The 25,025-nt window shown below is 69.4% G+C and carries 16 protein-coding genes; 3 read left to right on the forward strand and 13 right to left on the reverse strand.

The genetic code is table 11. The features are described from left to right. Window positions 1-13: 13 nt before the first annotated feature. From NR798_RS03485 to NR798_RS03495, 3 genes are all read right to left on the reverse strand, one after another. Window positions 14-2,263 carry a peptidase domain-containing ABC transporter gene (locus NR798_RS03485; RefSeq protein ID WP_375769966.1) on the reverse strand — a complete coding sequence of 750 codons (2,250 nt, stop codon included), beginning with the start codon at window positions 2,261-2,263 and terminating at the stop codon, window positions 14-16. After that, window positions 2,256-3,197: an efflux RND transporter periplasmic adaptor subunit gene (locus NR798_RS03490; RefSeq protein ID WP_375769967.1), complete on the reverse strand. Its 942-nt coding sequence runs from the start codon at window positions 3,195-3,197 to the stop codon at window positions 2,256-2,258. The genes NR798_RS03485 and NR798_RS03490 overlap by 8 nt, the downstream gene beginning before the upstream one ends. Before the next feature lie 172 nt (window positions 3,198-3,369). Further along, complete coding sequence (locus NR798_RS03495) at window positions 3,370-5,139, reverse strand: family 43 glycosylhydrolase (protein WP_375769968.1); 1,770 nt, start codon at window positions 5,137-5,139, stop codon at window positions 3,370-3,372. Between the two features lie 360 nt (window positions 5,140-5,499). On the opposite strand from NR798_RS03495, the gene NR798_RS03500 reads away from it, so the two are divergent. Beyond that, window positions 5,500-7,500, forward strand: a complete 2,001-nt coding sequence (locus NR798_RS03500) for a tetratricopeptide repeat protein (protein WP_375769969.1) — start codon at window positions 5,500-5,502, stop codon at window positions 7,498-7,500. Between the two features lie 103 nt (window positions 7,501-7,603). Here the strand turns inward: NR798_RS03500 and NR798_RS03505 are convergent, their stop codons facing one another. From NR798_RS03505 to NR798_RS03530, 6 genes are all read right to left on the reverse strand, one after another. Beyond that, window positions 7,604-10,000, reverse strand: coding sequence for a glutamine--tRNA ligase/YqeY domain fusion protein (locus tag NR798_RS03505; protein ID WP_375769970.1), 2,397 nt, complete (start codon window positions 9,998-10,000; stop codon window positions 7,604-7,606). Between the two features lie 145 nt (window positions 10,001-10,145). Further along, a complete protein-coding gene (locus tag NR798_RS03510; protein ID WP_375769971.1) occupies window positions 10,146-11,894 on the reverse strand; it encodes a di-heme-cytochrome C peroxidase in 1,749 nt (582 codons plus the stop codon). 116 nt (window positions 11,895-12,010) lie between these two features. After that, window positions 12,011-14,236, reverse strand: coding sequence for an alpha-glucosidase (locus tag NR798_RS03515; protein ID WP_375769972.1), 2,226 nt, complete (start codon window positions 14,234-14,236; stop codon window positions 12,011-12,013). A 25-nt stretch (window positions 14,237-14,261) separates the two neighbouring features. After that, window positions 14,262-15,212: a hypothetical protein gene (locus NR798_RS03520; RefSeq protein WP_375769973.1), complete on the reverse strand. Its 951-nt coding sequence runs from the start codon at window positions 15,210-15,212 to the stop codon at window positions 14,262-14,264. A 96-nt stretch (window positions 15,213-15,308) separates the two neighbouring features. Then, window positions 15,309-16,814 (reverse strand): flavin-containing monooxygenase, encoded by a 1,506-nt coding sequence (locus tag NR798_RS03525; RefSeq protein WP_375769974.1) that lies wholly within the window; start codon window positions 16,812-16,814, stop codon window positions 15,309-15,311. 7 nt (window positions 16,815-16,821) lie between these two features. After that, window positions 16,822-17,784 carry a ketopantoate reductase family protein gene (locus tag NR798_RS03530; protein WP_375769975.1) on the reverse strand — a complete coding sequence of 321 codons (963 nt, stop codon included), beginning with the start codon at window positions 17,782-17,784 and terminating at the stop codon, window positions 16,822-16,824. Between the two features lie 167 nt (window positions 17,785-17,951). On the opposite strand from NR798_RS03530, the gene NR798_RS03535 reads away from it, so the two are divergent. After that, window positions 17,952-18,257: a hypothetical protein gene (locus NR798_RS03535; protein WP_375769976.1), complete on the forward strand. Its 306-nt coding sequence runs from the start codon at window positions 17,952-17,954 to the stop codon at window positions 18,255-18,257. 27 nt (window positions 18,258-18,284) lie between these two features. Here the strand turns inward: NR798_RS03535 and NR798_RS03540 are convergent, their stop codons facing one another. The 4 genes from NR798_RS03540 to NR798_RS03555 all read right to left on the reverse strand — a co-directional run bounded on the left by NR798_RS03540 (window position 18,285) and on the right by NR798_RS03555 (window position 22,375). After that, the gene (locus NR798_RS03540; protein WP_375769977.1) at window positions 18,285-18,770 is read right to left on the reverse strand and encodes a hypothetical protein; all 486 of its coding nucleotides are present in this window, start codon (window positions 18,768-18,770) and stop codon (window positions 18,285-18,287) included. Window positions 18,771-18,955: 185 nt separating this feature from the next. Beyond that, window positions 18,956-19,987 carry an aliphatic sulfonate ABC transporter substrate-binding protein gene (locus NR798_RS03545; protein ID WP_375769978.1) on the reverse strand — a complete coding sequence of 344 codons (1,032 nt, stop codon included), beginning with the start codon at window positions 19,985-19,987 and terminating at the stop codon, window positions 18,956-18,958. A 62-nt stretch (window positions 19,988-20,049) separates the two neighbouring features. Further along, entirely contained in the window at window positions 20,050-20,784 is a 735-nt protein-coding gene (locus NR798_RS03550; protein WP_375773716.1) for an ABC transporter permease, read from the reverse strand. After that, entirely contained in the window at window positions 20,690-22,375 is a 1,686-nt protein-coding gene (locus NR798_RS03555; protein ID WP_375769979.1) for an ATP-binding cassette domain-containing protein, read from the reverse strand. The genes NR798_RS03550 and NR798_RS03555 overlap by 95 nt, the downstream gene beginning before the upstream one ends. Before the next feature lie 339 nt (window positions 22,376-22,714). Between NR798_RS03555 and NR798_RS03560 the strand changes: the two genes are divergently transcribed. Next, window positions 22,715-24,988 (forward strand): protein kinase, encoded by a 2,274-nt coding sequence (locus tag NR798_RS03560; RefSeq protein ID WP_375773717.1) that lies wholly within the window; start codon window positions 22,715-22,717, stop codon window positions 24,986-24,988. Window positions 24,989-25,025: the final 37 nt, after the last annotated feature.

Consider the following 25,025-nt stretch of genomic DNA (forward strand, 5'->3'; position numbering starts at 1 on the left):
TACCTCAAGGGGCCTAGCCGGCCTGCCGCTCTTGCGGCTCCTTGACCGCGGCGGTCTCGGCCTGGGTCTGGGTGGCCACCAGCTCGTAGTAGTGCCCTCGCCTCGCCATCAGCTCGCCGTGGGTGCCCTGCTCCACCAGCCGGCCCTTGTCCATCACGAGGATGACATCCGCGCTCTGGATGGTGCTCAGCCGGTGGGCAATCACCACCCGGGTGCAGCGCAGCTCGGCGATCGCCTCCTGCACCGCGCGCTCCGTCTTCACATCGAGCGCGTTCGTCGCCTCGTCCAGCAGGAGGACGGAGGGGTTGGACACCAGGGCCCGCGCCAGGGCCACGCGTTGGCGCTGCCCGCCCGAGATGGACGTCCCCATCTCGCTGACGAGCGAGTCGTACTGCATCGGCATCGCCATGATCTCATCGTGAATCTGCGCGCGCCGCGCGGCCTCCATCACCACCTCCAGGGGGATGGTTGGGTCGGCGTAGGCGATGTTGTGGCGCAGGTCCCCGCGGAAGAGGAAGGGCGTCTGCAGCACGACGCCGAACTGCCGCCGCAGCTCGTACAGGTCCAGCTCCGCCAGGGACACGCCGTCATAGCGGATGAGGCCGGAGGCGGGCTGATACAGCCCGAGCAGCAGGTGGGCGAGCGTGGACTTGCCCGCGCCGGAGCGGCCGACGATGGCGACGAACTGGCCGGGCTGGATGCTCAGCGAGACGTCCTGGACGACGAGCGGCGAGAGCGGGCCGTAGCGGAACGACACGGTGTCGAGCTGGATGCCGCCGCTGATCTTCAGGCTGCGCCGGACGGGCCCGGAAGGCTGCTCGAGCGGTGACTCCAGCACGTCGTCCACGCGGTCCAGGTAGGTCCCGACGACCTCCAGCCGGAAGGCGGTGGTGACCAGGTTGGCGATGGGGCCGAGGAAGCCCACCGCCAGCGCGTTGAGCGCCAGCATCTCTCCCAGGCGGAGGTTCTCGTCCAGCACCTTGAGCGTGCCCACCACCAGGAGGAGCAGCGGCGAGGCCAGCCGCAGCGCGCTGGTGAGCGACTCCACCAGCGCATCCAACCGCCCGCGCTCCAGCGAGGAGTTGAGCACGTCCACGTAGAGGTTGGACCAGTGCTGCACGGCGCGCGTCTCCACGCCCATGCCCTTGATGGTCTGGATGCCGGTGAGCAGCTCCACCTCGTAGCTCCGGGCGTGCGCGGACACCTCGAGGTCCTTGGCCATCAGCTCGCGCTGGCGGTGCCTGGCCAGGAGAAAGACGAGCACCTGCAGCAGCCCCAGCCCCACGGCGATCAGCCCGAGCTGCCAGCTCAACAGCAACAGCAGCCCCAGGTAGGTGGTGGCCAGCACGCCATCCAACACCGCGGAGAGCGCGCCCGAGGTGAGCAGCTCCCGCACCGTGGCATTGCTGTTGAGGCGGGCCACGAGGTCGCCCGAGGAGCGCACGTGGAAGAAGGAGAAGGGCAGGTGGACCAGATGGTCCAGGAAGCCCATCGTCAACCGGGCGTCCAGGTGCGTGCGCAGGTGCAGCAGGATGTGGGCCCGCACCAGCGTGGAGAGCAGGTGGAAGACGACGAGGACGGACAGTCCTCCCGCGAGGATGCCCAGCATCGACACGTCGCCGGTGGGCAGCACGAAGTCCACCACCGCGCCGGTGAGCGACGGCAACGCGAGCGCCAGCAGCTGGAGCATCAGCGACATCACCAGCACCCGCGCCAGCACGGGCCGGGCCTCCAGCAGCTTCTGGAGGTAGCGGCTGGCGCCCCGCCGGGAGTCGTTGGGCGCGAAGCCCTCCGAGGGCTCGAACAGCAGCACGACGCCCGTGAAGGCCTTGCTGAACTGGTCGAGCGGGAGCAAGCGGCGGCCCAGGGCCGGGTCCACCACGCGCACGCCCCGGCGCGTCAGCGCCTCGAAGACGATGAAGTGGCGGAACTCCCAGTGGAGGATGGTGCCGGGTGGCAGCAGGTGCAGCTCCTGGAGGTCCACCTTGGCCGCGCGCCCCGTCAGGCCGAAGCGTCGCCCGGCCTCGAGCAGCACGCGGGCGTTCACCCCCTGGGGGTTGCTCAGCCCGGCGGAGCGCTGCACCTCGTCCAGGGACATCCTCCGGCCCCAGTAGCCGAGCACCATGGCCAGGCACGCCGCCGCGCAGTCCACCGCCGTCAGCTGCGCGACGAAGGGGATCTCCCGCCGCGACAGCCCGCGGCCCAGCCGCGCGAGCGCGGGGAAGCGCTCCGCCAGAGAGGGGGCTTGCCGCTCCTCAGCCACGTTCGTCCCTCAGTAGATCCAATGCCGGAATCAAGAGTGCCCAGCCGCTGCGGCTGCGCAGGCGCACGCGCGCCCTGCCCACCATGCCGTCATAGTAGCGGTAGGTGAAACCCCGGGCGCGGAAGGTGTCGCGCGGCAGGCGGGCCTCCACCACCACCACCGGCCCCTCCAGCGGCAGCACGTCACCGAGGTCCGGCCCCAGGTAGCGCCGCACCTCGGCCGGGCCCACCAGCTCGTCACTCACCGACGTCACCTTCACGTCCTGGTACAGGTAGGCGAAGCCATTCATTTCCAGCCGCATCGCCTGGCCCGGCTCGAGCATGGGCCGGTACTGGCCGGGCACCAGCATCACCGCGTACGACTCGGTGCCCTCCTGCGTCAGGGTGAGCATCACCTCGCCGGCGCCGACATGCTGGCCCGGCCGCACGCGCAGATCTCCCACCCAGCCATCCACCGGGGCCTTCAGCGTCCGCTCCGACAGCCGGGCCGTGTTCAAGTCCACCTGCGCGCGCAGGCCCGCCAGCGGCTGGCGCGTCGCGGCCTGCGGCTCCAACAGGCTCGCCGCCAGCCTCGTGCGGAACTCCTCGTTGGCGCGCGCCACCTCCGCCGACTCCTCTCCCGCGTACAGCTCGATGAGGGGCTCGCCCGCGCGGACCTGCTGCCCGCGCTTCACCAGCACGCGGCTCACCCGCCCGCTGAGGGTCGCGGTGACGTCCTCCATCCCCTTCACCTGCACCAGCACGGGCCCTTCGGCGTAGTCGTGGACCTGCACCACCGCCAGCCCCACCCCGAGCACGGCGCACAGCGCCAGCACGACCCAGTAGGCCACGCGCGTCCACAGCGGGGTGAGCCGCAGCAGGCTCCCCTTGGTCTCCCCCTTGCCATGGTGCTCCAGCGCCTCCTGCCTGAAGAGGTGCCGAGGTGAGTCGCTCATCGCTTGCCCCGCCCGCGCGTGGGCCGGAACGATACAGCCTCGTCGGGAAGTCCTGAAGGACAACTCCCTCGCCCGCTGCTCGTCCGGCTGCAGGCAAGCGGGCTGGGGGAGTGAGCATGCCTTCCTGCCGGGCGAGCAGGAGCCGCCGGGAGAAGTCCGCCGGGCCGCGGCGCTAGGGGATGACGATCGGCACGTGCATGCCCTTGCCGTCGTAGGCCGTGGCACCGCAGCGCGCGTGGGCCCAGTCGCCGTTCACCGCCGAGCAGATGCGGAAGGTGCTGATGTTGGAGATGGCCACGTTGATGCCCGGGGTGTCGCAGCGCCCGCTGTAGGTCCACGAGAGGGCACGGTTGACGGAGGTGACGCCGATGCAGGGGCCAATCCACGCGCCCGTGTCGCGCCGCTGCACGTCGATGGAGTACTGGGCACCCGTCTCCTCCTCGCTCCAGCTCAGGTCCACGAAGGGCGTGGTGCCACCGGGAAGCTCCAGCAAGACGTCATCCGAGACGCCGTCGTAGGCCTTCTCGACGAAGGGCCCCCACGTGCCGCTGTTGGAATAGAAGATGCGGAACGCGGCGATGTCGCCCTTGTTCACCATGCGGCTGCTCGCGCTCGGGCATACGCCGTTGAAGCCCGTCTTGTTGGCGGTGCCAATGAGGCCGACGGCGATGCACGGGCCAATCACGGACCCATCGCGCAGCACCAGGTCCAGCGAGTAGCTATACCCGGCCAGCCTCGTCCAGCGGACGTTGACTTGGTTGAGCGAGTGCAGGGCGCCGTCGGGCTTGAAGGCGATGCGCTGCTTGTAGGTGCTGCGCGAGGTGAAGGTGCCCGCGGGCTCGAAGGCGCCCTGGTGGAAGATGTTGAAGAACTCGCCGCGGCGGTCCACCACCACGTTGTGGCCATGGCTCTGGATGAGCGCCCCGGAGGCGTTGCGCATCGCCTGGGAGAGCGGCCGCACCGCGCGCGCCCGGGTGAGCGCGGGCAGCGAGTCCGCCATGATGTAGTTCATGGCGTACTGGCTGTTGTACCAACCGCTGCTGAAGAACAGGTAGTAGAGGCCGTTGCGCTTGAGGAGCTCGGGGGCCTCGTTGATGCCCTCCTCGTGCGCGGGGAGGGTGTAGAGCGCCGGGCCCGTGTGGTTGTAGACCGTGGCGGGGGCCGCGAGGTTGAACGAGGAGATGTTGTTGCCCCGGTCGAACCAGACATAGAAGAGCCAGCTGCCCGACGTGTCATTGAACGTGGCCGAGTCGATGCGGATGTTCCGGTTGCAACCCTGCGCCGTGCAGGCCGAGCCGATGGTGGTGCGCGGGTAGGTGGTGCTCGGGTTGATGGGCCGGGGCGCGGCGAAGTTGAGGTTCAGGTCGGACGCCGAGGCGACGAAGGTCGTCACGTCCTGGCCGGACGCTGGGCAGGCCATGCCATTGGGCACCCGCTGGGCGGAGAAGTAGAGGTTGTAGACCCCGTTGGCCTTGCCGAGGTCCGGCGCCCAGATCATGCAGTAGTCATAGGTGGGGTCGGCCACCGAGGGGTCGTAGCCGCGCTTGAAGCGGAAGCTGGAGAGGTCGTTGCTCTCGTAGATGGGCACGGTGCGCGCGTCGCCGGTGCCCGTGAGGAAGAACAGGTCATCGTTCTCCTTGTAGACGTCGGGATCGGCGAGCCCCGGGACGAGCAGCGAGCGCGCGTAGAAGTTGGAGCCGCGCGTGGCACACGAGGAGCCTGTGAAGCCCTCGTCGCAAACACAGACAGCGCTGCCGGCGTTGTCCCGGCAGACGCCGTGTCCGCTGCAGGTGACCCCGTCGCAGACCCCGAGCGCCTGCGAGACGGCCGATGACGCGCCACCCGGCTCGGGCTCGAGGCTGGCGTCCTCCGGGCCCGCGCATCCGGCGGCCATCGCGAGGGCGAGGAGTGAAACGAGGGGCGGGGGGATTCGTGGAAGCATGGCTCTCCTTTGGAGGAGTCCGGCGGGGGTGGAGGCCGCCTCGTACACCGCCCTGGAGAACAACCCGTCAGTTTCTGACTTTGGCGGCCCGAAGCTGTTGACAGTCAGGGGCTGACCTCTCTAGCCTGAGTTGCAACGATGACAGGATTTCCCCGTAATCGACAAGGGTGTCACCCCAAGGGCGCCAAGCCATGAAGAAGCTCACCATTCGCAGCACCGAGACTGTGAAGACGGGCACCATCTTGTGGCCCACTCCCTGAGCCCGCATTCCCGCGGGAGCTGGGCTTCCGTGGGACAGCTCCCACGAGGGGTTGAGGAAGGCGCGCGCTTCGCGCTGTGCTCATGAACTGGCGGAACTACTTGCCGTCCTATCCCCTGCCCTCAGGGGAGCGGGTGCTCGTCCTGGAAGCGGAGCCCGGGCCGGAGCGCCGCGAGGCACTCGCTGGCTGGCTCGAGAGGGCCCGAGGCGGCCAGGCCCTTTTCAGTCAGGTGCTCGACTGCGACTTTTCGCAGGGGGGCGTCTGGGCGGGAGTCGCCGGGTTGCTCGGCGCGCTGCTCCCTCGCATCCGGGCCGTGGCGCCTTCCCTCCTCGTCTCGCATGACACCGAGCTCGCGGCGATTCTGCCCCAGCTCCGGGAGACGATTCGACCTCGCCACCGGCCGCTCGTCGAGCTCGCCTCGGACGAGGAGAGGTTTCAGCTCCATGCACGGGAGCGGGCGGACCGGCTCCTGCACGGGGCCATTGGGCTGCTGGCCGAGTTCCATGCCGCCGACCCCGCACAAGGTCCGTGGGTCCTCGTCTGCGAGCATTTCGGGCGCGCGGGAGACCTGTCGCGCCGATTCTTTCGCGAGCTCGTGCGTCGCCGTGGCGCGCAGCTCGACCTGATACTCCTGGCCGTTGTCGACCCCGGACAGGGCGACGCGACCTGCACGGAGCTGTCCCGTGCTTGCCAGGTCTCCGGAGTGCGCCTTCGCCTTGCGCCCCAGGACCGGGCCTCGATGTCCCCGGACGTCCAGCGAGCCCATGCCCACGCCGCCTGCGAGCTGGAGCACAGGGTCCAGGGCGAACCGGACGCCGTGGAGGCGAGCCTTCCGCGCCTCATCCATCTCTGGGAGCAGAGCGCGGAGCCTGAAAACGCGCTGCGGTGGCGGGCCGAGGGGCTGCGGCTGTGCGTGCGCCAGGGCTATTACGAGGATGGGCTCCGGTATGGCGAGCCGCTCGTTGGCGCGCTGGAGGCCCTGTGCGGCGGCGACCCGAAGGCGCGCTGGGACATTCTGGGCAAACTCTGTACCTGTCTCTCCGCCACCGGGAGGGCGGAGCGGGCGGCGCGCCTCTTGGAGGAAGAAGTCATCGCGAAGAGCGACGACCCCGCGCTGCTCGCCCGTGCCTTCCACACCCTGGCGGTCTACCACCTGCGCTACCTGCCCAGGCGTAACGTTCGGCTGGCGGAGCAGTGCGCGCGAAGGGCCGCCGAGGCGGTGTCACGGCTCGAGCCCTCCACAGACGAGGCCCGGACACTGACCATCCAGACCAACAATGCGCTCGCACTGGTGCGGCTGCAGGAGGGAAAGCCAGACGAGGCGCTGCGGATCTGCCAGGCCTCGTTGGCCCTCCTCGACGAGCACTTCGGGCCACACGGACGGCCTTTGCAGCGGGCGGCGCTCATGCTCCGCTTCGCGGAGTTGTGCCTCGTCATGGGCGCTCATGACGAGGCGCTCGCTCACTACTCGGCGGCGATCGCCATCGACCCGAGCCAATCGGACTATTACGGCATGCGTGGGGTCGCGGCCTTCAAGGCCGGCCGCCTCTTGGAAGCGGAAGCGGACTTCCGCCAGGCCCTCGCGCTGAGTCCGCCCCATGCGGAGATTGGGGTGAACCTCGGCCAATGCTACCGCGCCATGGAGCGGGCGGAGGACGCCATCCGGGCGTATTCTTCCGCACTCGAGCTCGAGCCCGAGAACGTGCTGGCTCTGGTGGGACGGGCCCAGGCCCATGAGCTTCTGGGTCAAGCGGAGCGAGCCTGCGCGGATTACGATGCCGTGCTCCTGCTGACGCCCGACGACGCGCTCGCCCTGGCCAACAGGGCTGTATTGCACTACGAGGCGGGCCGCTTGCAGGCGTCCGTGGCCGATCTGGATCGCGCCGTATCGCTGGCTTCCCATACACCCGAGCTCTACCAGAACCGCGCCGTCGTCCTCTCCGACCTGGGCCGGCGAGCGGAGGCCATCGCGGATCTCTCGACCTATCTGCGGCTCCGGCCCGATGCCGAGGACCGTGCCGAGGTGGAAGAGAAGCTGTCGGCGTGGCGAGAGGCGCTCGTGCACGCAGCGCCTTCCGCGCGAGGACCCCGGCACGACTGAGCCTCGCCGGGCAGGAGCAGATGCAGAAGCTGCTCCAGGCCGGCGTGCTCGTTCGAGGCGGAACTCCGGGTCGATTCCCGCCACCGCTCTGTCCGCCTCCCGTCTACCCGAGCATCTCGCTCAGCAGGCGCGCGACGGTCTTGGGGTCCGCCTGGCCGTTGGTGGCGCGCATGACCTGGCCGGTGAAGAAGCCGGTGAGGCCCTTCTTGCCGCCCCGGTACTCGGCGACCTTCGCGGGGTTGGCGTCCAGCACGCCCTGGATGGCGGTGCGCAGCTGCCCCTCGTCGCTGACGACGCGCAGGCCCTTGCGCTCCACGATGCTCGCGGGCGCCTCGCCAGAGGCCTGCGCCTCCGCGAGCACGTCCTTGGCGATGCGGGCGCTGATGCTGCCCTCGGACACCAGTGCCACCAGCGCCGCGAGCGCCTCCACGCCCACGCGGTTGGTGCCCTCGCGGATGGCCGTGGCCAGATCGTTCACCACCCAGGGCGCCAGGTCCCCGAGCCGCTTGCCGCCCGCGCCCTCCAGGTACGCGGCGAGCTGCGGCTCCCGGGCGAGCATGGACGCGTCGTTGTCGGTGATGCCCTGCTGGCGCAGGCGCGCGGCCGTGGTCTCCTGCTCGGCGCTGAGCGACGGACGGACGGGCGCCTCCGCGGGAGCCTTCTCCCCCTTCTTCTCGGTCCGGGACTTGCCCTCCGCCTTCGGCTCCGCGGTCTCGGCCTTCTTCCCCCAGGTGTCCTTGAGGGTGATGATGCGGTTGAGCACCAGCGCGTCGTCGCGGCTGTCCACGGGGTCCCGCCAGAAGTACCCGGTGCGCTCGAACTGGTAGCGGGCGCTGGCGGGGTCCTTCGCGACGCTCGGCTCCACCACTCCGCGCGTCACCACCAGGCTGTTCGGATTCACGAAGCTCATGAAGTCCGTGTTGACCGGTTGCGTCTCGTCCTCGTGGCCGGGCTGCTCCGGATCGAACTGCTGCGCCTCGCTGTCGGGCTCGGCCACCGTGAAGAGCCTGTCGAACAGGCGGAACTCGGCGCTCACGCCGCGCGTGGCGCTCACCCAGTGGATGACGCCGCCGGCCTTGGCGTCCTCGCCGAGCAGCGTGACACGCAGCTCCGCCGGCTCGCCGTCCGCGCCCATGATGACCTCGTCGCAGCGGATGATGCCCGCGCCACGCAGGCGCACCGTCCCGCCCGGCGTGAGCCGCTTGAAGCCCTTGGGCGGATTCGCGCTGAAGTCCTCGCGCTCGATGACGATTTCCCGCGTGAGCGGTACCTCGCGCACCGCCCGCTCGGCGGCCACGCGCTCCCCATTGGGCAGCGGCACCTTCCCGTCGGCGCTGGTGTCCTCCTGCTGCGGCCAGTACGGCAGGCTCAGCATGCGCTCCGCGTCCAGGTTCAGGATGACGGCCTTGAGCGGGCGCGTCACGGCCATCACGCGGGGCGCGCGCAGGTTCAGGTCGTCGCGCACGGCGTTCTCGAAGAGCGCCAGGTCCACGGTGCGGTTGGTGCGGCTCACGCCAATCTGCGAGGCGAAGGCCCGCACGGACTCGGGCGTCACGCCGCGCCGGCGCATCGCGCTGATGGTCGGCATGCGCGGGTCGTCCCAGCCCTTCACCACGCCCTCGCGCACCAGCCGCCGCAGCTTGCGCTTGCTGACGACCGTGTACTCCATGCTGCGCCGCCCGAACTCGTACTGGCGCGGTGCCGTCTTGCCCGTCTCCTTGTCGGCGAACAGGTTGTCCATCAGCCAGTCGTAGATGGCCCGGTTGTCGATGAACTCCAGGCTGCACATGCTGTGCGTGATGCCCTCGAGCGCATCGCTGATGGGATGGGCGAAGTCGTACATCGGGTAGATGCACCACTTGTTGCCGGTCCGGTAGTGGGGCGCGTGCAGGATGCGGTAGAGCACCGGGTCGCGCAGCTTGAAGTTCGGGTTGGCGAGGTCGATCTTCGCGCGCAGCGCGTGCTCGCCGTTCTTGAACTCCCCGGCGCGCATGCGGCGGAACAGCTCCAGGTTCTCCTCGACGCCGCGGTTGCGGTACGGGCTGGGCGTGCCCGGCTGCTCCACCGTGCCGCGCAGGCGCGCCATCTCCTCGCCGCTGACGCTCTCCACGTACGCGAGGCCCTTGCGGATGAGCTGCACCGCGAAGTCGTGGAGCTGCTCGTAGTAGTCCGAGGCGTAGAACAGGCGCGAGGTGTCCCAGCCCAGCCACTGCATGTCGCGGATAATGCTGTCCGCGTACTCCTGCGTCTCCCCCTCGGGGTTGGTGTCATCCATGCGCAGGTGGCAGACACCGCGGTAGTCCTGCGCCGTCATGAAGTCCAGGTAGCTGGCGAACGCGTGGCCGAGGTGCGCGTACCCGTTGGGCTCCGGCGGGAAGCGGGTGACGATGCTCGTGTGCCGCCCGGCTTTCAGGTCCGCGTCGATGATCTCCGTGATGAAGTTCGGAGACACGCGGCGTGCCTCGGGCACGGGAATCAGGTCAGCTGGCTGCTTGCTCATGATGGGCTATTACTATCGCCCTTGAGGTCTCCAGCGCGAGAGAGAAGCGGACCGGATGTCGACCACCTCCCCCCCAGGGAGGCAAGCGCCTTCCGGGAGCCAGTCCCGGGGCCCCGAGGCGCCCCGGGACCCGGACCGCCCGGAGTCAGAGGGTCTTGAGGTATTCCACGAGCGCCCAGCGGTCCGCGTCGGGGAGCGTCACGCCGTACTCGTGGCCCCGGTTGGAGTTGCCCGTCACGCGGGTGTCGAAGACGAAGGGGGCCTGGCCGTCGCTGACATAGCCCACCTTCCGGGGGTCGTACTCCCAGCGGCCCACGGCGAAGGTGCCAGGCCGCTCGGCGGGGGGCAGGAGCAGCTCGTAGAGCGTGGGCACCGAGCCATTGTGGAGGTAGGGCGAGGAGGCCCAGGTCCCATTGAGGGGGCGCGCCTTGTAGGCCAGCAGTTCGGCCGCCGGGTTCGCTTCACTGTTCCGGGTGTAGTTGCCCTGCTTGGCGGTCTCCTGCTGCCCGTTGAGCCTGGCATTCGCGAGCGCCTTGAGCGCCGCATCGGGGTGGGCCGAGACGGCGCGGGTGGCCAGGTCCGCCACCAAGGAGAGCGCGCTCATCTGGGCGCCATACTTCGTGCCCTTGGGCGAGAGGGCTCCCTCGAGCACACCCGACGGCACCCGCGCCTCGGCGATGTTCCTGGCGGTAGTGTCGTCGGTCCCCACGACGTCGATGCCCGTCAGCATGGCGGTGACGCTCCGCCGGGGATCGTCGCGGTCGATGAGGGCGTGGCACGACACACAGTTCGCCTGGTACAGGGTCTCGCCGCGGGCCGCCAGCTTGCGATCGACCGGCGGGAGGATCTGCTCCGGCCACTGGGGCGACTTCAGCCCGCGCAGGGACTCCTCCATCGCGACCAGCTCGTTCGACTGGATCGTCGAGGGATAGCCCTTCTTCGCCTCCTGCTCCGTCTCGTAGTGCTTCACCTCGACGTGCCCGAACACGCCCACCACCTCGCCGGTATTGCGCCCCAGGGAGCCCGCTCCCGCGTTCGGCGAGAACCCCGTCCACTGCACATAGTCGTGGCGTGGTGCGTCCCACAGCAGCGGGTAGCTCGTGGGCGCATTGGGCTCGAGGCTGTTCTTGGGATCGCTGCTGAAGCGGATGGCCTGGTTGATGATCCGTCCCACCGCGTCGAGCCGGCCGAAGCCCTCCATCGTGGAGGAGTGATTGGCGGTGTTGTAGCTCTCGAACCAGCGCAGCGTCTGCATGAGGCTCTTGCGTGCCACCTCGAGGCTGGCGCCGTCACGGCCCCCTCCCGGCACCGCGGCGGCGAAGCGCGCGAGCTTGGCGTCATCGGCCAGTGTCGCCGTCAGCGCCGCCTGCACTTCACGAAAGAAGCCAGAGACATCCGCGAGCGCCGGAGCGCCGTCGATGCGGATCGCCGTGCCGCGGTAGTTGAGCTGCGAGGTATGGCAGGCCGCGCACGTGAGGCCCACCTGGTCCTTGTGGCGTGCGAAGCCGACGGGGAGCGCGTCGGGGTTGTTCGGGGTCTTGTGCTGAGGGAGGAACCGGAAGCGCGTCATGTGCTCGGGGTGGATGAACGGCTTGTCGCTCCCGGCCTGCTCCAGATGGACGAGGGTGTCGTAGGGCAGGAGCACCGAGCCCTGATCGGCATGGTAGAACCACAGCGTCTCGGGCGGCCCCCATCCCTGGTCCAGGTAGACGAGCTTCGTCGCCCCGTCCCCGTAGGCATCCTTCTCGAGCACCAGCCCACCACGCTCGCGGATGCCCTGCAGGAGCTGGCGGGGTCCATCGATGGGGGGCGGCTTGCCGGAGGCGCGCTCTCCTGTGCTCGCACAGGCCGTCAGCAACAGCAATGGAACGATGGGGAAATGGTGCCGGCGCATGCCGCTCTCCTTCGGTGAAAGGCATGGTTTGGGTAACACGCCCTCCCCGAGGGAAAAATGACCATGATCGGTGCATCCGATGGCCACAATCTGGCCACGGCGCCACGCCGTGCGCTTCAGCGCAGCCCGTCCGTGAGCAGCCGGGCCCGGAAGGCCTCGCCCACCTCCGAGCCCTTCGGGTGGAACACGGCCGGCCTGCCCATCGGCGCCGCCACCGTGTGCCACGTCCCGCGGCGCTCGTCGCCGTACTCCTGGCCGCTCCACACGTGCACCCAGCGGCCCGAGGGCAGGTACACGCGCACCTCCTCCACGCCCGCGTCCAGCACCGGCGCCACCAGCAGCTCGCTGCCCACCAGGAACTCCTCGTGGCGCAGCCGCCGCACCGCCGGGTCCTCCGGGTAGTGCAGGAAGAGGTGCCGCACCACCGGGTACCCCTTGTCCGCGGCCTCGTCCACGAGCCGCCGCCGGTACGGCTCCCACGCCCGGTACACCTTCGCCATCCGCGCGAAGTGCGTAAGGGACTCGTCGTCCGAGTACACCTGCGCGTTGCGGTCCGGAATGTTGCCCTCGTGCGTGCGAAACACCGGCGTGAAGGCCGCCAGCTCCGTCCAGCGCTTCAGCAGCTCCGGGCTCCGGTGGTAGTTCTGCAGCGGGTTGTCGATGGTGGTGTACCCGCCGATGTCGCTGTGGTTGAGGCTGAAGCCAGACAGCCCTCCCGACAGCAGCCCCGTCACCGCGCTCTTGATGCCGTCGGAGTCGTCCCAGCTCACCAGTTGGTCCCCCAGCCAGAACAGCGTGGTGTGCCTCGGGCTGCGCGTGAAGCCCGAGCGCATGAAGAACACCACGTCCTCGCCCCGGTCCACCTCATCGAGCAGCTCGCGGTTGAGCCTCGCCCACTCCTCCGGATACGCGTTGTGGAAGGACTTCGCGTCGCCGTCGGCCAGGCGGGCGTCGTAGGGCTGGGCCTCGCCGAAGTCCGCCATCCACCCCGACGCACCCACCGCCAGCACCTCGTCGCGCAGCACGTCCTTCATCCACCGCCGCGCCTCGGGATTCGTCAGGTCCACCAGGCCCGCGGAGAACGAGGTGTTCTGGATGAGGTACGGCGCGTCCCCGGGCGTGCGCACCAGGTAGCCCCGCTCCTTCGCCTCGGCGAAGAGGTTGCGCCGGTACGTGGGCTTCTGCCCCTCCACATCCGCGAGGAACGGGTTCACATACGTCATCACCCGGATGCCCCGCGACTCCAGCGAGCCCACCAGCTCGGGCCACCCCGGGTAGCGCTCGGCATCCAGCTCCCAGTTCCACCAGAGCTGCTTGCCGAAGCTGGTGGTGCGCTGCCCTACCCAGTCCTGCAGCCAGAAGGCCGCCACGGGCACCTCCTTGTCCTCCAGCTTCCCGAGCACCTCGCGCACCTTCTCCGTGCCGCCCTGCATGCCGATGACCGCGCCGCCAAGAATCCAGTCCGGCAGCCGCCGCATCCGCCCCGCGTAGGCCGTGTATTCCTCGACGAGCTCCAGCGGCGTGGTGCCCGCGAGGATGCGCCCGTGCATGGTGCGGGAGAACAGCTCCACGGTGATGCGCCCGTCGTCGCGCAGGTCGAAGAAGGACGGCTCGGTGTCTTCCAGGAAGAGCGAGCGCAGGCGGCTGGTGAGGAAGTGGGGCACGGCCGCGTAGGTGGTGTGCCCGTTGCCTCCGGCGCCCGCCGACAGGTCCGCCCCGAGCGTGATGGGGAACGCGCCCCGGCCGATGCCCTGCTCGGACACCAGGATGGGGACGCGCAGGCCCTTGTGATCGAACCAGCTGAACTGCTCGCCAAAGCCATACACGCCCTCGTCCTTCGTGGAGGCCTGCGTGAGGGCCACGCGGTTGTAGCGCGGGTCCTCCACCTCGAGCGTGAAGGCGAGCTGCCGCTCGGACACGGAGGTGAGGCGCAGGCCGTAGCCGACCTCGCCATTCCGGCAGGAGAGGGTGCCGCGGAGCTCCACGGTCTCTGGCTCCCCGGTGACGATGGCCGTCACGCGCTGGTCCACGCAGCGCTCCTCCAGCGAGTCCTCCACGGAGAACAGGCCGCGTGACTCGTGCACCTTCTCCGTGCCGCGTCCGGCGGTCACGAAGGCGCGCCCGGGGAGGCTCTCCCAGACGGTGCGGCCGCGCTGCTGGATGCGCAGGGCCGGGGCCTCGCCGCCCGTCCATTGCACCTCGAAGGCGCCCAGGGAGGACGAGCGGGGAAGGTCCACGCCCTCGGAGGACAGTCCGCCGGGCGCGAGGTCATTCGACGCACAGGCGGCGCACAGCAGCAGGAGCAGGGACGCGGACACCAGACGAGGGGAACGGACGCGCACGGGCTCAGCGTACTGCCATGCAACGCTATCGGCGCCAGGAGTTGTGGTACTCCTTGGTGATGCCCAGGGTCGGAACGAGCACGGAACGCTTCTCCATGTTCGGAAGCTCGACGGCGGGCCAGCCAAAGCGGTGGGCGAGCTGGTCGGTCTCATCCGGGCAGCCGGACAGGAGGCCATCGAGGACCGAGCGGATCACCAGGTTCCCAATCAGCTCGTTCCGCCCGTCACGTCCGTAGACATCCTTCAGGAGATCCACGCCAAACGTCGCGGGCGCCACGCCCTCGGGGAAGTTCTGCAGGTTCGTGGTGAAGCCGCTTCGCGTGACGCCCACCCGTTCGGCGCGAGCCACGTAGCCATTCACCATCGTTTCGAAGACCGGGTGCGCCGCGGGGCTGTAGAGGGCCCAGACATCCAGCACCGGCACCTGCAACACCGTGTCCTCGCCCAGGTCGTAGTCCCTCGCCCCGGTGGAGACGGCGAGCGGGGTATACAGCAAGGGCTGGTGCGGCTGCTCTCCGCCGAAGACGGGCAGCTTCGGTGTATCGCCCAGCGCCCGGAGTCCGTCCCTCAGCGACTGTTGATTCGGCTTTCCCATCCGCTCGGGAGCAGGGGAGAGCCGCACGGTGGTGTCGAGGTAGAGCCCCCCATGGAGATAGAGGATCAACAGGCTCATGAGATCCTTGACCGCCGAGAACGCCTTGTGCCGGTCGAGGCGCTTGAGGACGTCGAGGGCGCCCTTGCAATACGGCTCATTCCAGATGCCAGTGCGGGACAGGGCCAGTTGCTGGAACATCCGGATGCCCACGACCTTGATCCGCGGCCGCAGCGCACGCTTGAACTGGGGCTCATCCTCGATACGGCACCAGTAATAGAGCTGATGCGGGGTGCCGTTCAGCTCGTCGGCGATGGCGTTGGGATGGGCGATGCACTTCTCTTCATTGAAGGGACCCCACCAGATGAAGTGAACATTGCTCATGGCCCGGCTCCCTGTTCGCGAGCTTCTTGATGAGACCGCCTCGGCAGTCTCGCCCGGGGGGCACCACCGCGCAACCCGGGGAGCCGCGGGGGCCGGTCACACGGCCTCGTAGTGGGCGAGCCTCGGCGCGCGGGTCTGGCGCAGGTAGTGGAACGTGAAGCCGGGCCAGTTGTTCGTGTTCCTGCCCTCGGCCGTCTTGTACCAGCTGGTGCAGCCGGCTCCCCAGACGGAGCGCTCGAGGCCCCGCTGCAACCGTGCGTTGAAGTCCCGCTGCGCGTCCGGGCGCACGTCGAGGAATCGCAGGTGGCGCTCGCGCAGCACGCGCAGGCACGCGAGCACGTAGCGCACCTGGCTCTCCAGCATGAAGACGATGGAGTTGTGGCCGAGGTTGGTGTTGGGGCCGTAGAGCAGGAAGAGGTTGGGGAAGCCGGAGACGGTGATGCCCAGGTACGCCTCGGCCCCCTGCCGCCAGGCCTCGTTGAGCTCCCGGCCGCCGCGGCCCGTGATGCGCATGGGCGCCAGGAAGTCCGTGGCCTGGAAGCCGGTGCCGTAGATGAGGGCATCCACCGCGCGCTCCCTGCCGTCCCCGGTGACGATGCCGTGAGGCGTCACCTCGCGGATGCCCTCGGTGACCACCTCCACGTTGGGCCGGGTGAGCGCCGGGTAGTAGTCGTTGGAGAGGAGGACGCGCTTGCACCCGAAGGGGTCGGTGGGCGTGAGGGCCTCGCGCAGCCGCGGGTCCGGCACGCTGCGCTCCAGGTGTCTGTGGAATTGGCGCTCGAGCAGCCTCCTCACCCAGGCGGGGCCCTGGAAGGCCAGGACGCGCGATTCGTTCTGCCAGTACGTCCACCACCGGCTGACCGTCTGCGACACGGGGAGCCAGGAGAAGAGCGCCCGCGCGACCCGCCCGTAGGCGCGGTCCCGCTTGGGGAGGACGTAGGGCGCGGAGCGCTGGTACAGGAAGAGCTGTTTCACCCGCGGCGCAAGCTGGGGCACGAACTGGATGGCACTGGCCCCGGTCCCGATGACCGCCACCGTCTTGCCCTCGAGCGGGTAGCCATGGTCCCACCGGGCGGAGTGGAACTGCTTGCCCTCGAAACGCTCCAGCCCCTGGAGCTTCGGGTAGGCGGGGCGGTTGAGCTGCCCGCGGGCCGACACCAGCACCCGCGCCTCGAGCAACCGTCCTCCCGCGACGTGGATGCGCCAGAGGCCCGCCGCCTCGTCGAACTCCGCGCCGGCGACCTCGGTGTGGAAGTGGATGTGGCCGCGGAGGCCGTACGTGCCGGCGCAGTGGTGCAGGTAGTCGCGAATCTCCGCCTGGGGAGCGAAGCGCCGGGACCAGTCCGTCTTGGGCTCGAAGGAGAAGGAGTACAGATGCGAGGGCACGTCGCAGGCCGCGCCCGGGTACGTGTTGTCGCGCCAGCAGCCCCCGAGCTCGTCCGCCCTCTCGAGCAGGACGAAGTCCTCGATTCCCGCGTGCCGGAGGCGGATGGCCATGCACAGGCCTCCGAAGCCACTCCCGATGATGGCGACCTCCACCCTCCGAGGGAGTGGAAGCAGCGGGTCTCGCGTCACGGCTCGCTCCTCGGCATCGGGGTTCATCGCGCGCTCAGCGCGAAGCCGCCTGCAGGTGCTCGACGGGCAGTCCCGCGCTCCTGCCCAGGTCCACGTACGTGCGCATCATCAATCGCATCTGCTCTCCGACCTTGGTGAAGTGGGCCTTCAGGTAGGCCTCCAGATCGAAGGGCGTGAGCTGGGCCGCCACGGGCAGCAGCACCTTGAAGAGCGCGGGGCGCAGCAGCGGCAGCACGGCGGAGGCGCTCCCCTTCGTGTGCGAGGCCGCGACCTGGACCGCCTCCCGCGCGGCCCGGTGGACGCGCTCCAGGGAGTCCTGCTGGAGGAAGCGCTCGAAGCTCCAACCCGCCGCCTCCAAGCCATTCACGACGACGGTCAGCACCGCCGAGGGAATCGCCACGTCGCGTGCCACATCCTGGGCGGCCCGGGCCGGATAACCGCCAGCACGCAGCGCGCGGATGACCTGCTGCAGGCGCTCCGGAGGCCCGCTGAAGGGGTTCCGGGTCATCGGTGGGATCCAGAACGCCGTGCCCGGTTTCGCATACCGCTCTCCGGGCTTCAGCGGCGCCTGGAAGCTGATGAAGGGAATCATGCCGGAGACGAGCCGCTCCGGCGGAATCCATTGCAGGAGCCAGTCGCGGTCATCGAGCGACGGCTGGAGCATGACCCAGGTGGCCTCTCCCGTGGCTCGGGCCAGCTCGCCCACCCAGCTCCCGGCCCGCATCGCCGTCGAGGAGACGCACAGCCAGACCTGATCCCACCGCCGCGCCGCGACCTCCTCGTTCGAGACGAGCACGCCGAAGCCGGAGAACGCCACCGGCTCGGGGTCCTTCTCCAACATGCCGAGCTCGTAGAGGGTGAAGCCTCGCCGCGCTTCGTCCGCGTACTTCTCCTTCACCAGGAAGGAGATCTCGCAGCCGGCCGCCTGGAGATACTTCCCGTACACCTGGCCTACGGCTCCCGCACCGACCAGCAGCACTCGAGGGGTCTCGTTCATGGCGTGACTCCTACCACCTCGGACGGGGCGGCCGCCCCTCCCCACGTGCTCCAGGGGTCCATAAGGCAGGTGCATCCTCGGAGATGCAGGTGTCGCAATCCTTCAAGCGTCTCCGCGGCCGTCCTCCTATCTTTCTCCTGGCAGTCACGGAACGAGGTCGACGAGACATGAGCAAGGGACCCGTCGGTGGATCGCTCGCGATCGAAGTCCAGATGCGCGCCGAGGCGGCCGCGAGCATCCGGGCACTCGGACAGCGGATCGAACGGCAGCTCACCGAACTGCAGCAGCTCGGGCAGCAGGTGCGGGCCATGGCGCCCAGTCCGGCGCGTGACAAGAAGCTCGCCGAGTACAACGAGAAGCGGCGCGATGCCGAGTACCGCAAGTGGACGCTCATCGTGCAGCGCGAGGCGATGGGGCTCTTCAACCACGACGACGTGGAGGAGATCTACCGCGTCCCGCCCAAGCTGGACTGAGCGCACCTGATTCCCTGGGCCGCGTGGCTAGGAGCCCGGGGGCCTGCTCGGATGCGAGGCGTAGCGCTGGCGGACGAGGTTGGCCTGGGTGTGATGGCCGGCCTTCTGCAGCCAGTCCGCCGCCCACCGCACGCCCTCGGGCAGGTTGGAGCAGAAGAAGTAGGGCGTCTTCGCCGGCCAGAAGTGGAGGATGGCGCTCGCCGTCAGCCGGATGACGGGCGAGGTGATGACGACGACGCTGGCCATCACCGTCTTGCGGCGGAGCGCGTCATGCTCCTTCATCCACGCCACATGCCGTTGGCTCAGCTCGTTGTTCAGCATGCGCGCATTGCGCGTGTCGTAGAGAAGGACATGCTGCTCGCCGCGCTGCATGTACTCGAGCCGCCTGGCCAGGTACGTCTCCAGCTCGGTCCGGGTGGGATTGCCCGTGAAGTGGATGATGAGCAGCGGCCAGAGCGAGTCGTCGAAGGTGAAGCCGGAGGCGGGGGACTTGGGGGTCGGGGGTGACGCCATGCACCCACCACAGCAAGCCCGGGGCCAGCGCGTGCCAGCGGCCCTCCCGAGGGAAGCGCGGCGGCCGTCCCGGGTCATCCGTGAGCGGCGGGTGCCGTCTTACCCGGGGTGTCGGCCGATGCGAGTCGTATGTCTACCAACCAGGTAGACAGGCAGGGCTTCGCTCTCCTGGCAGGGGGGCATCATCAGGGGCCCGCGTCCCGTTGCGCGGGCGCGCCCTGCGAGCCCAGCACCTCGCGCAGGAGCGAGTCATCCACCATGCCCGACAGGTCGGAGCTGGAGATGAAGCCGAGCTGCCGCGCGTGCTCCGCGGCCTGCTGCAACTGGCCCGGGTTCACCTCCAGCGCGGGCTCCAGCCGGGAGAAGGCATCCTTCAGCACGGGCTCGGAGATGGGGTGCCCGGTCACCTTGCCGAAGGCGTCATTGACGCGCGAGATGAAGGCCTCGGGCTGCTGCTGCCACTGGCGCGTGAGCTCCACGTGGGCGCGCAGCAGTTGTTTGATCTGCTCGGGCCGCTCCTTGAGCGCCTTCTGGGTGGTGACGAGCACGGTGGTGTGGAAGCGCCGCTCGGGCCACAGGTCGCGCTCGTCCAGGAGGATGTGGCCGCCGCCCTCGGCCACCATGCGCGCGCCCCACGGCTCGGGCACCCAGGCCCCTTCGATTCTCCCGTTGAGGAACAGGCCGAGGATGTCCGGGTTGGACAGCGGGGTGACGGTGACGTCCTGCCCCACCTTCAGCCCCTGCTGGCCCAGCCAGTGCCGCAGCGCGATGTCCTGGGTATTGCCGAGCTGGGGCGTGCCCAGCGTCTTGCCCTTGAGCTCGGCCGGGGTGCGCGCCGTCTTCGTCACCAGCACCGCGCCGCTGTCGGCCGCCGCGGCGATGACGCGCAGCTCCCGTCCGCCCTTGAGGAAGGTGTTGATGGCGGGCCCCGTCCCCACGTACGAGACGTCCAGCGAGCCGGAGCTGAGCGCCTCCATGGCGGCCGGTCCCGCGTTGAACATCTTCATCTCGATGCCGGGCACGGCCTGCTGGAAGGCGCCCGAGGCGTTGCCCACCAGGGCCTGACCGTGGGTGATGTTGGGGAAGAAGCCCATGCGCAGCGGCCGCTGCTCCTTCACGCCCTGCTTCGCCGAGCCCTCCCCTGGCTGCTCCTTCTTGCACCCGCTCGCCGCCAGGCACAGCGCGGCGAGACCCACCACGAGGAATCCGAAACGCATATGACGACGAGGGTGGGGAGGGTCGGGGCCCACCGCACATGAACCGGAGTACGAGGCCTCTGTCAGCCCGGCGCCAGTCCCCAGCGGCGGCGCACGCGCAGCTCCACGGTCTGGAAGAGGACGCGGTCGATGAGGGTGCCCACCGCGATGATGCAGACCATCACCGCCATCACCTGGGGAATCTCCATCAGCTCGCGGCCCATGGTGAGCAACTGGCCCAGGCCACCGGACACGTAGAGCAGCTCACCGGCCATGAGGGCCCTCCAGGCGAAGCTCCACCCCAGCTTGAGCCCGGTGACGATGCCGGGCAGTGCCGCGGGCAGCAGCACGCCCCCGTAGAAGCGCGCCCCGCGGATGCCGTACGTGGAGGACACGCGCAGCAGCAGCGGATCCACCCCCATGATGCCGTCCTCCACCGCGATGGCGATCGCCAGCACCGAGCCCATCACCACCACGAAGATGATGGACATCTCGGTGAGGCCGAACCACAGCAGCGCCAGCGGCAGCCAGCAGATGGAGGGCAGTGCCTGCAGGCCCACCACCAGCGGGCGCAGCAGCCGCCGGACGAACTTCACCCGTCCCAGGAGAATGCCCAGCGGCACGCCGATGAGCACGGAGAGGGCATAGCCCTGCGCGAGCCGTCCTAGCGAGCGCGTGATGCCGTCCCACAGCCGGCCATCGAGCGCCATGGCGACGAGGCTCTCAGTGACCGCCCTCGGGCCCGGGAACAGGTGGTGCGGCCACGGGCCGAACCGGGCCAGCAGCTCCCACACCGCCAGCAGTCCCGCGAGGAACAGCAGCTTCTGTCCCAGGTGCCATGCCTTCATGGTGTGTCCCTCGTTCTTCCCGGGCGCCCGTGCCGGCCACGCTCATGGATTCGCTCTCGCGGAGCATGGAGCGGATCTGCCGCGCCAGGCCCACCAGCGCCACGTCGTCGGGGCCTCGCGGCATGGGCAGCCGCACCTCGAGGTCCCTCAGGATGCGGCCGGGCCGCGGCGCCATCACCACCACCCGGTTGGCCAGCACCAGCGCCTCCGTCACGTCATGGGTGACGAAGACGATGGTTTTGTGTGTCTCCAGCCACACCCGCTGCAGCAGCTCGTGCATGTGCAGGCGCGTCTGCGCGTCCAGCGAGCCGAAGGGCTCGTCCATCAGCAGCACCGGCGAGTCCACCGCCAGCGCCCGGGCGAGCGCCGCGCGCATCTTCATGCCGCCCGACAGCTCGTGCGGCATCGCGTTCTCGAAGCCATCCAGCTGCACGTAGCGGATGAAGCGGCGCGCACGCTCGGCACGCTCGGCGCGGGACAGGCCCCGGGCGGCGAGCACGAACTCGATGTTCTGCCGCACCGACAGCCAGGGGAAGAGCGCCGCCTCCTGGAACATCAGCAGCCGGTCCGGCCCCGGTCCGGTGATGGGCTTGCCGTCGATGCGCACCTGCCCGCCGGTGGGGGCGAGCTGTCCCGCCAGCGCGTACAGCAGGGTGGACTTGCCGCAGCCCGAGGGCCCCAACAGGCACACGAACTCGCCGGAGCGGATGTTGAGGTTGACGTCCTGGAGCGCCACCACCTTGTTGGCGTAGTGGTGCTCCACCCGTTTGACGGCGATCTTCGCCGACTCCTCACCGACGCGGGCGGGGACGAGCGTCTCCTTGACGGTCTCCTTCACCTCCCGCACGCGCCGGAAGAGCGAGCGCCAGATGCGGGTGAGGCGTCCGGGGCGGGGCCCGGCCTTCTGGGGTGCGGCGGACGGGTCGGTCGGGTCGGCGAGGCGCATCACACGGTCGTAACGGAGTTGGCGCAGCTCGCAACTGGAGCGGCGCGGGTCATAGACGAGGCAGTTGTCGATGGGGCGGGAATACACATGTAACGAGATGGCGAAGCCGCTGCGCGCGCCCGTGCGCACCGAGTGCAGGTCCATCTCGGGGTGGCGGTGGTCCATAGCGCCGGGCAGCAGCGTGCGGCGCGGGCCCATGCGCTCGACGAGCGCGTAGCCAGGCTCCTGGCCGCCCGCCACCAAGCGGTAGTCGGCGACTTCCAGCTCGCCCGCGACGGTCATCAGGAAACACTCCTGGCCGTCGTGCCCGTGGATGGGCGCGCGCGCGTCGCGGCCCCAGCCCAGCACGAGCACCTCGATGTCTTCGTCCCGGTACACCAGCGTGCGGGTGTAGCGCCCCTCCTTCAGCAGGGCGAAGGGCTCCACCGCTCGCCGGTGCAGGGGGCCCTGCCGGAGCACCTCCTTGAGGGCCAGGGCACCGCCCCGGGCGTTGGCTTCCCGGAGGCGCAGGATGAACTGCCTCAGGGACAGGGAGCGGGGAGGAACGGAGGCATCGGGCTCGGGTGCGAGAGCAGCGTCCATCGCCTGCCATTCAGTCGGTGGGCTGCGTTCCATTGTCGCTCTCCTTCCGCCCTTCAATCGGACCCCAGGGCGGGTGAGGCTCGATGAAGGTGGGGATGACACCTCCAACAGCCAAGGTGGGGGCGGGCCGCCGGGGAGGGGCCCGGTTCGTGCCTGGGAGATGAGGGGCGGTTGCCTGCCCGGTTGCCCTCCCCTGGCACCCTGCTTCCGCCCGCGAGACCCGGCAACGTGGCGGAGGTTCCGGTCAAAGTGACCCGCTTGTTCATGGGTTCGCTTGTGCCCGGATTCTGTGTCACCTTCGCCCCGCGCGACGGCAGGACGAGAGCACCCGGCGGGGACGCCGGGCTCGGCCTGTGGAGGAGACGGTTCGTGATGCAGCAAGTGGGCAAGTACCAGTTGATCCGCAAGCTCGCCACCGGAGGCATGGCCGAGGTGTTCCTCGCCAAGGCCGCGGGGCCCATGGGCTTCGAGAAGACCCTGGTGCTCAAGCGCATCCTGCCGCACCTGGCCGAGGAGACCGCCTTCGTGGAGATGTTCCTCTCCGAGGCGAAGCTGGCCGCTCAGCTCACCCACCCCCACGTCGTGCAGATCTTCGATTTCGGTGAGGCCAACGGGACGTACTTCCTGGCCATGGAGTACATCGACGGGCCCAGCCTGCGCACGCTCATCAAGCGCGCCTCGGCGCAGGGCCTGGAGCTGCCGCTGACGATGTGTGCCCGGCTCGTCGCCCAGGCGTGCGAGGGACTGGCCTTCGCCCATGACTTCACCGATCCGGAGACCGGAGAGGCGCTGGGCCTCATTCACCGCGACATCAGCCCGGACAACATCCTGCTGTCCAGGCAGGGGGCGGTGAAGGTGGTGGACTTCGGCATCGCCAAGGCGGCCGGACAGGCTCACAAGACCGCGAGCGGTGTCATCAAGGGCAAGCTCTCGTATATGCCTCCCGAGCAGGTCCGCGCCGAGTCCCTGGATCGGCGGGTGGACGTGTACGCGCTCGGCGTCGTCCTTTACGAACTGCTCACGGGCCACAAGCCCTTCGAGGCGGAGTCCGACGTCGGACTGATGCGGGCCATCCTCTTCCAATCCCCCATGCCCGCGGTGCAGTTCCGGCCGGAGCTGCCCGACTCCTTGCGGCGCATCCTGGGCCGGGCGATCGCCAAGGATCGCGAGCAGCGCTATCCGGACTGCCACGCGTTCCAGTCGGACCTGGAGGACTTCATCCTCTCGGCCGGCAAGCCCGTGACGACGCAGCTGATCGCCCAGCTGATCGCCCAGCTCCCCGAACCGGCGCCCGCGCCCCTGCCGGGCTCGCCGCGCAGTGGACCCACGCCCTCGGTCACCCCCGCCCACACGCCTGCTCCCGCCGAGGAGCGGACGGATGTGACGGGCTCCGATGCGCCCCGGACGGTGCAGCTGCGCAAGCCTCAGGCCGAGAAGACGGATGTGGCGGCCCCCGATGCGCCCCGGACGGTGCAACTGCGCAAGCCTCAAGCCGAGACGCAGGATGTGGCGGCCCCCGATGCGCCCCAGACGGTGAAGCTGTACCCGCCCCAGGCTGAGACGACGGATGTGGTGGCCTCCGATGCACCGCAGGCGGTACAGCAGCACCCGCCTCAAGCCGAGACGCAGGATGTGGCGGCCTCCGATGCGCCCCAGACGGTGAAGCTGTACCCGCCTCAGGCTGAGAAGACGGAGGTGGCGGCCTCCGATGCACCCCAGACGGTGAAGTTGTACCCGCCTCAGGCCGAGAAGCAGGAGGTGGTGGCCCCCGATGCACCGCAGGCGGTGCAGCAGTACCTGCCTCAGGCCGAGAATCAGAAGGTGGCGGTCTCTGATGCACCGCAGTCGGTGCAGCTGCGCAGGCCCCAGGCCTTGAAGGAGGTCTCACCCGAGTCCCCCTCCGAACGCCCGGCAGCCCCGGACATCCGTCCGCTGCCACGAGTCCAGCGGCCCTCCATGGAGGTGCTCTCGGCGCAGCGGAAGCCCAAGGAGTCCCGGCGCGGGGGCAAGTGGGCTGTTACCCTCGTTGCGTGCGTGCTCATCGCGGGGGGAGGGGGCGTCGTGCGGTGCTGGACGGCTTCCTCCACGCCACCGCCCCAGAAACCGGCGCCCATGGCCAAGGTGGCGCCATCCCCCGCGACGCCGCCTCAGGACGAGCCTTCTGCCCAGGAGGCTTCTCCGGACGAGCCCCCTGCCTCCGCGATCCCTGCGCCGCCCACGGATGGCGGTTCCGAGGTGCGGCCCCCGGAACCTCTCGAGGGTGCCTCCGCCGCCGAGCCTCAGGACGCAGGAGTCGCTCCGGAGGATGCCACGCTCCAGGCCGCGGGTCAGGCACCCGAGCCCGACACCTCCAAGAACGAACGCCCTTCGCGCCCGAGCGTTCCCGGGAGGAGCAAGCGTCCGTCCAAGGTGTCGTTCCCCAAACCCCTGTCGACAGGGAAGGTTGAGTTCCGCGTCCGGCCCTACGCCACCGTCTTCTTGAGCGGAAAGGAGTTGGGTGACACGCCCATGGAGCCCGTGGAGCTGCCGGAGGGCAACTACACCGTGAAGTTCGTCAACAACAGCATTCCGAAGACGGTGACCCAGAGCATCCGGGTGGTGAATGGGGAGACCACGATCATCAGGGTCAACCTCCGCGAGGAGTGAGGCGGACACGGGAAGGCCGCCCTCACCCCGGGAAGCG

The sequence above is a fragment of the Archangium gephyra genome (assembly GCF_042230915.1).
In the GTDB taxonomy this organism is placed as follows: domain Bacteria; phylum Myxococcota; class Myxococcia; order Myxococcales; family Myxococcaceae; genus Archangium; species Archangium gephyra_B.

Bases quoted from the DNA above. Each gene is read 5' to 3' on its own strand.
- NR798_RS03530 (WP_375769975.1), bottom strand. From the start codon at position 17,784: ATGAACGAGACCCCTCGAGTGCTGCTGGTCGGTGCGGGAGCCGTAGGC.
- NR798_RS03495 (WP_375769968.1), bottom strand. From the start codon at position 5,139: ATGCTTCCACGAATCCCCCCGCCCCTCGTTTCACTCCTCGCCCTCGCG.
- NR798_RS03525 (WP_375769974.1), bottom strand. From the start codon at position 16,814: ATGAACCCCGATGCCGAGGAGCGAGCCGTGACGCGAGACCCGCTGCTT.
- NR798_RS03560 (WP_375773717.1), top strand. From the start codon at position 22,715: ATGCAGCAAGTGGGCAAGTACCAGTTGATCCGCAAGCTCGCCACCGGA.
- NR798_RS03520 (WP_375769973.1), bottom strand. From the start codon at position 15,212: ATGAGCAATGTTCACTTCATCTGGTGGGGTCCCTTCAATGAAGAGAAG.
- NR798_RS03540 (WP_375769977.1), bottom strand. From the start codon at position 18,770: ATGGCGTCACCCCCGACCCCCAAGTCCCCCGCCTCCGGCTTCACCTTC.
- NR798_RS03555 (WP_375769979.1), bottom strand. From the start codon at position 22,375: ATGGAACGCAGCCCACCGACTGAATGGCAGGCGATGGACGCTGCTCTC.
- NR798_RS03545 (WP_375769978.1), bottom strand. From the start codon at position 19,987: ATGCGTTTCGGATTCCTCGTGGTGGGTCTCGCCGCGCTGTGCCTGGCG.
- NR798_RS03490 (WP_375769967.1), bottom strand. From the start codon at position 3,197: ATGAGCGACTCACCTCGGCACCTCTTCAGGCAGGAGGCGCTGGAGCAC.
- NR798_RS03535 (WP_375769976.1), top strand. From the start codon at position 17,952: ATGAGCAAGGGACCCGTCGGTGGATCGCTCGCGATCGAAGTCCAGATG.
- NR798_RS03505 (WP_375769970.1), bottom strand. From the start codon at position 10,000: ATGAGCAAGCAGCCAGCTGACCTGATTCCCGTGCCCGAGGCACGCCGC.
- NR798_RS03510 (WP_375769971.1), bottom strand. From the start codon at position 11,894: ATGCGCCGGCACCATTTCCCCATCGTTCCATTGCTGTTGCTGACGGCC.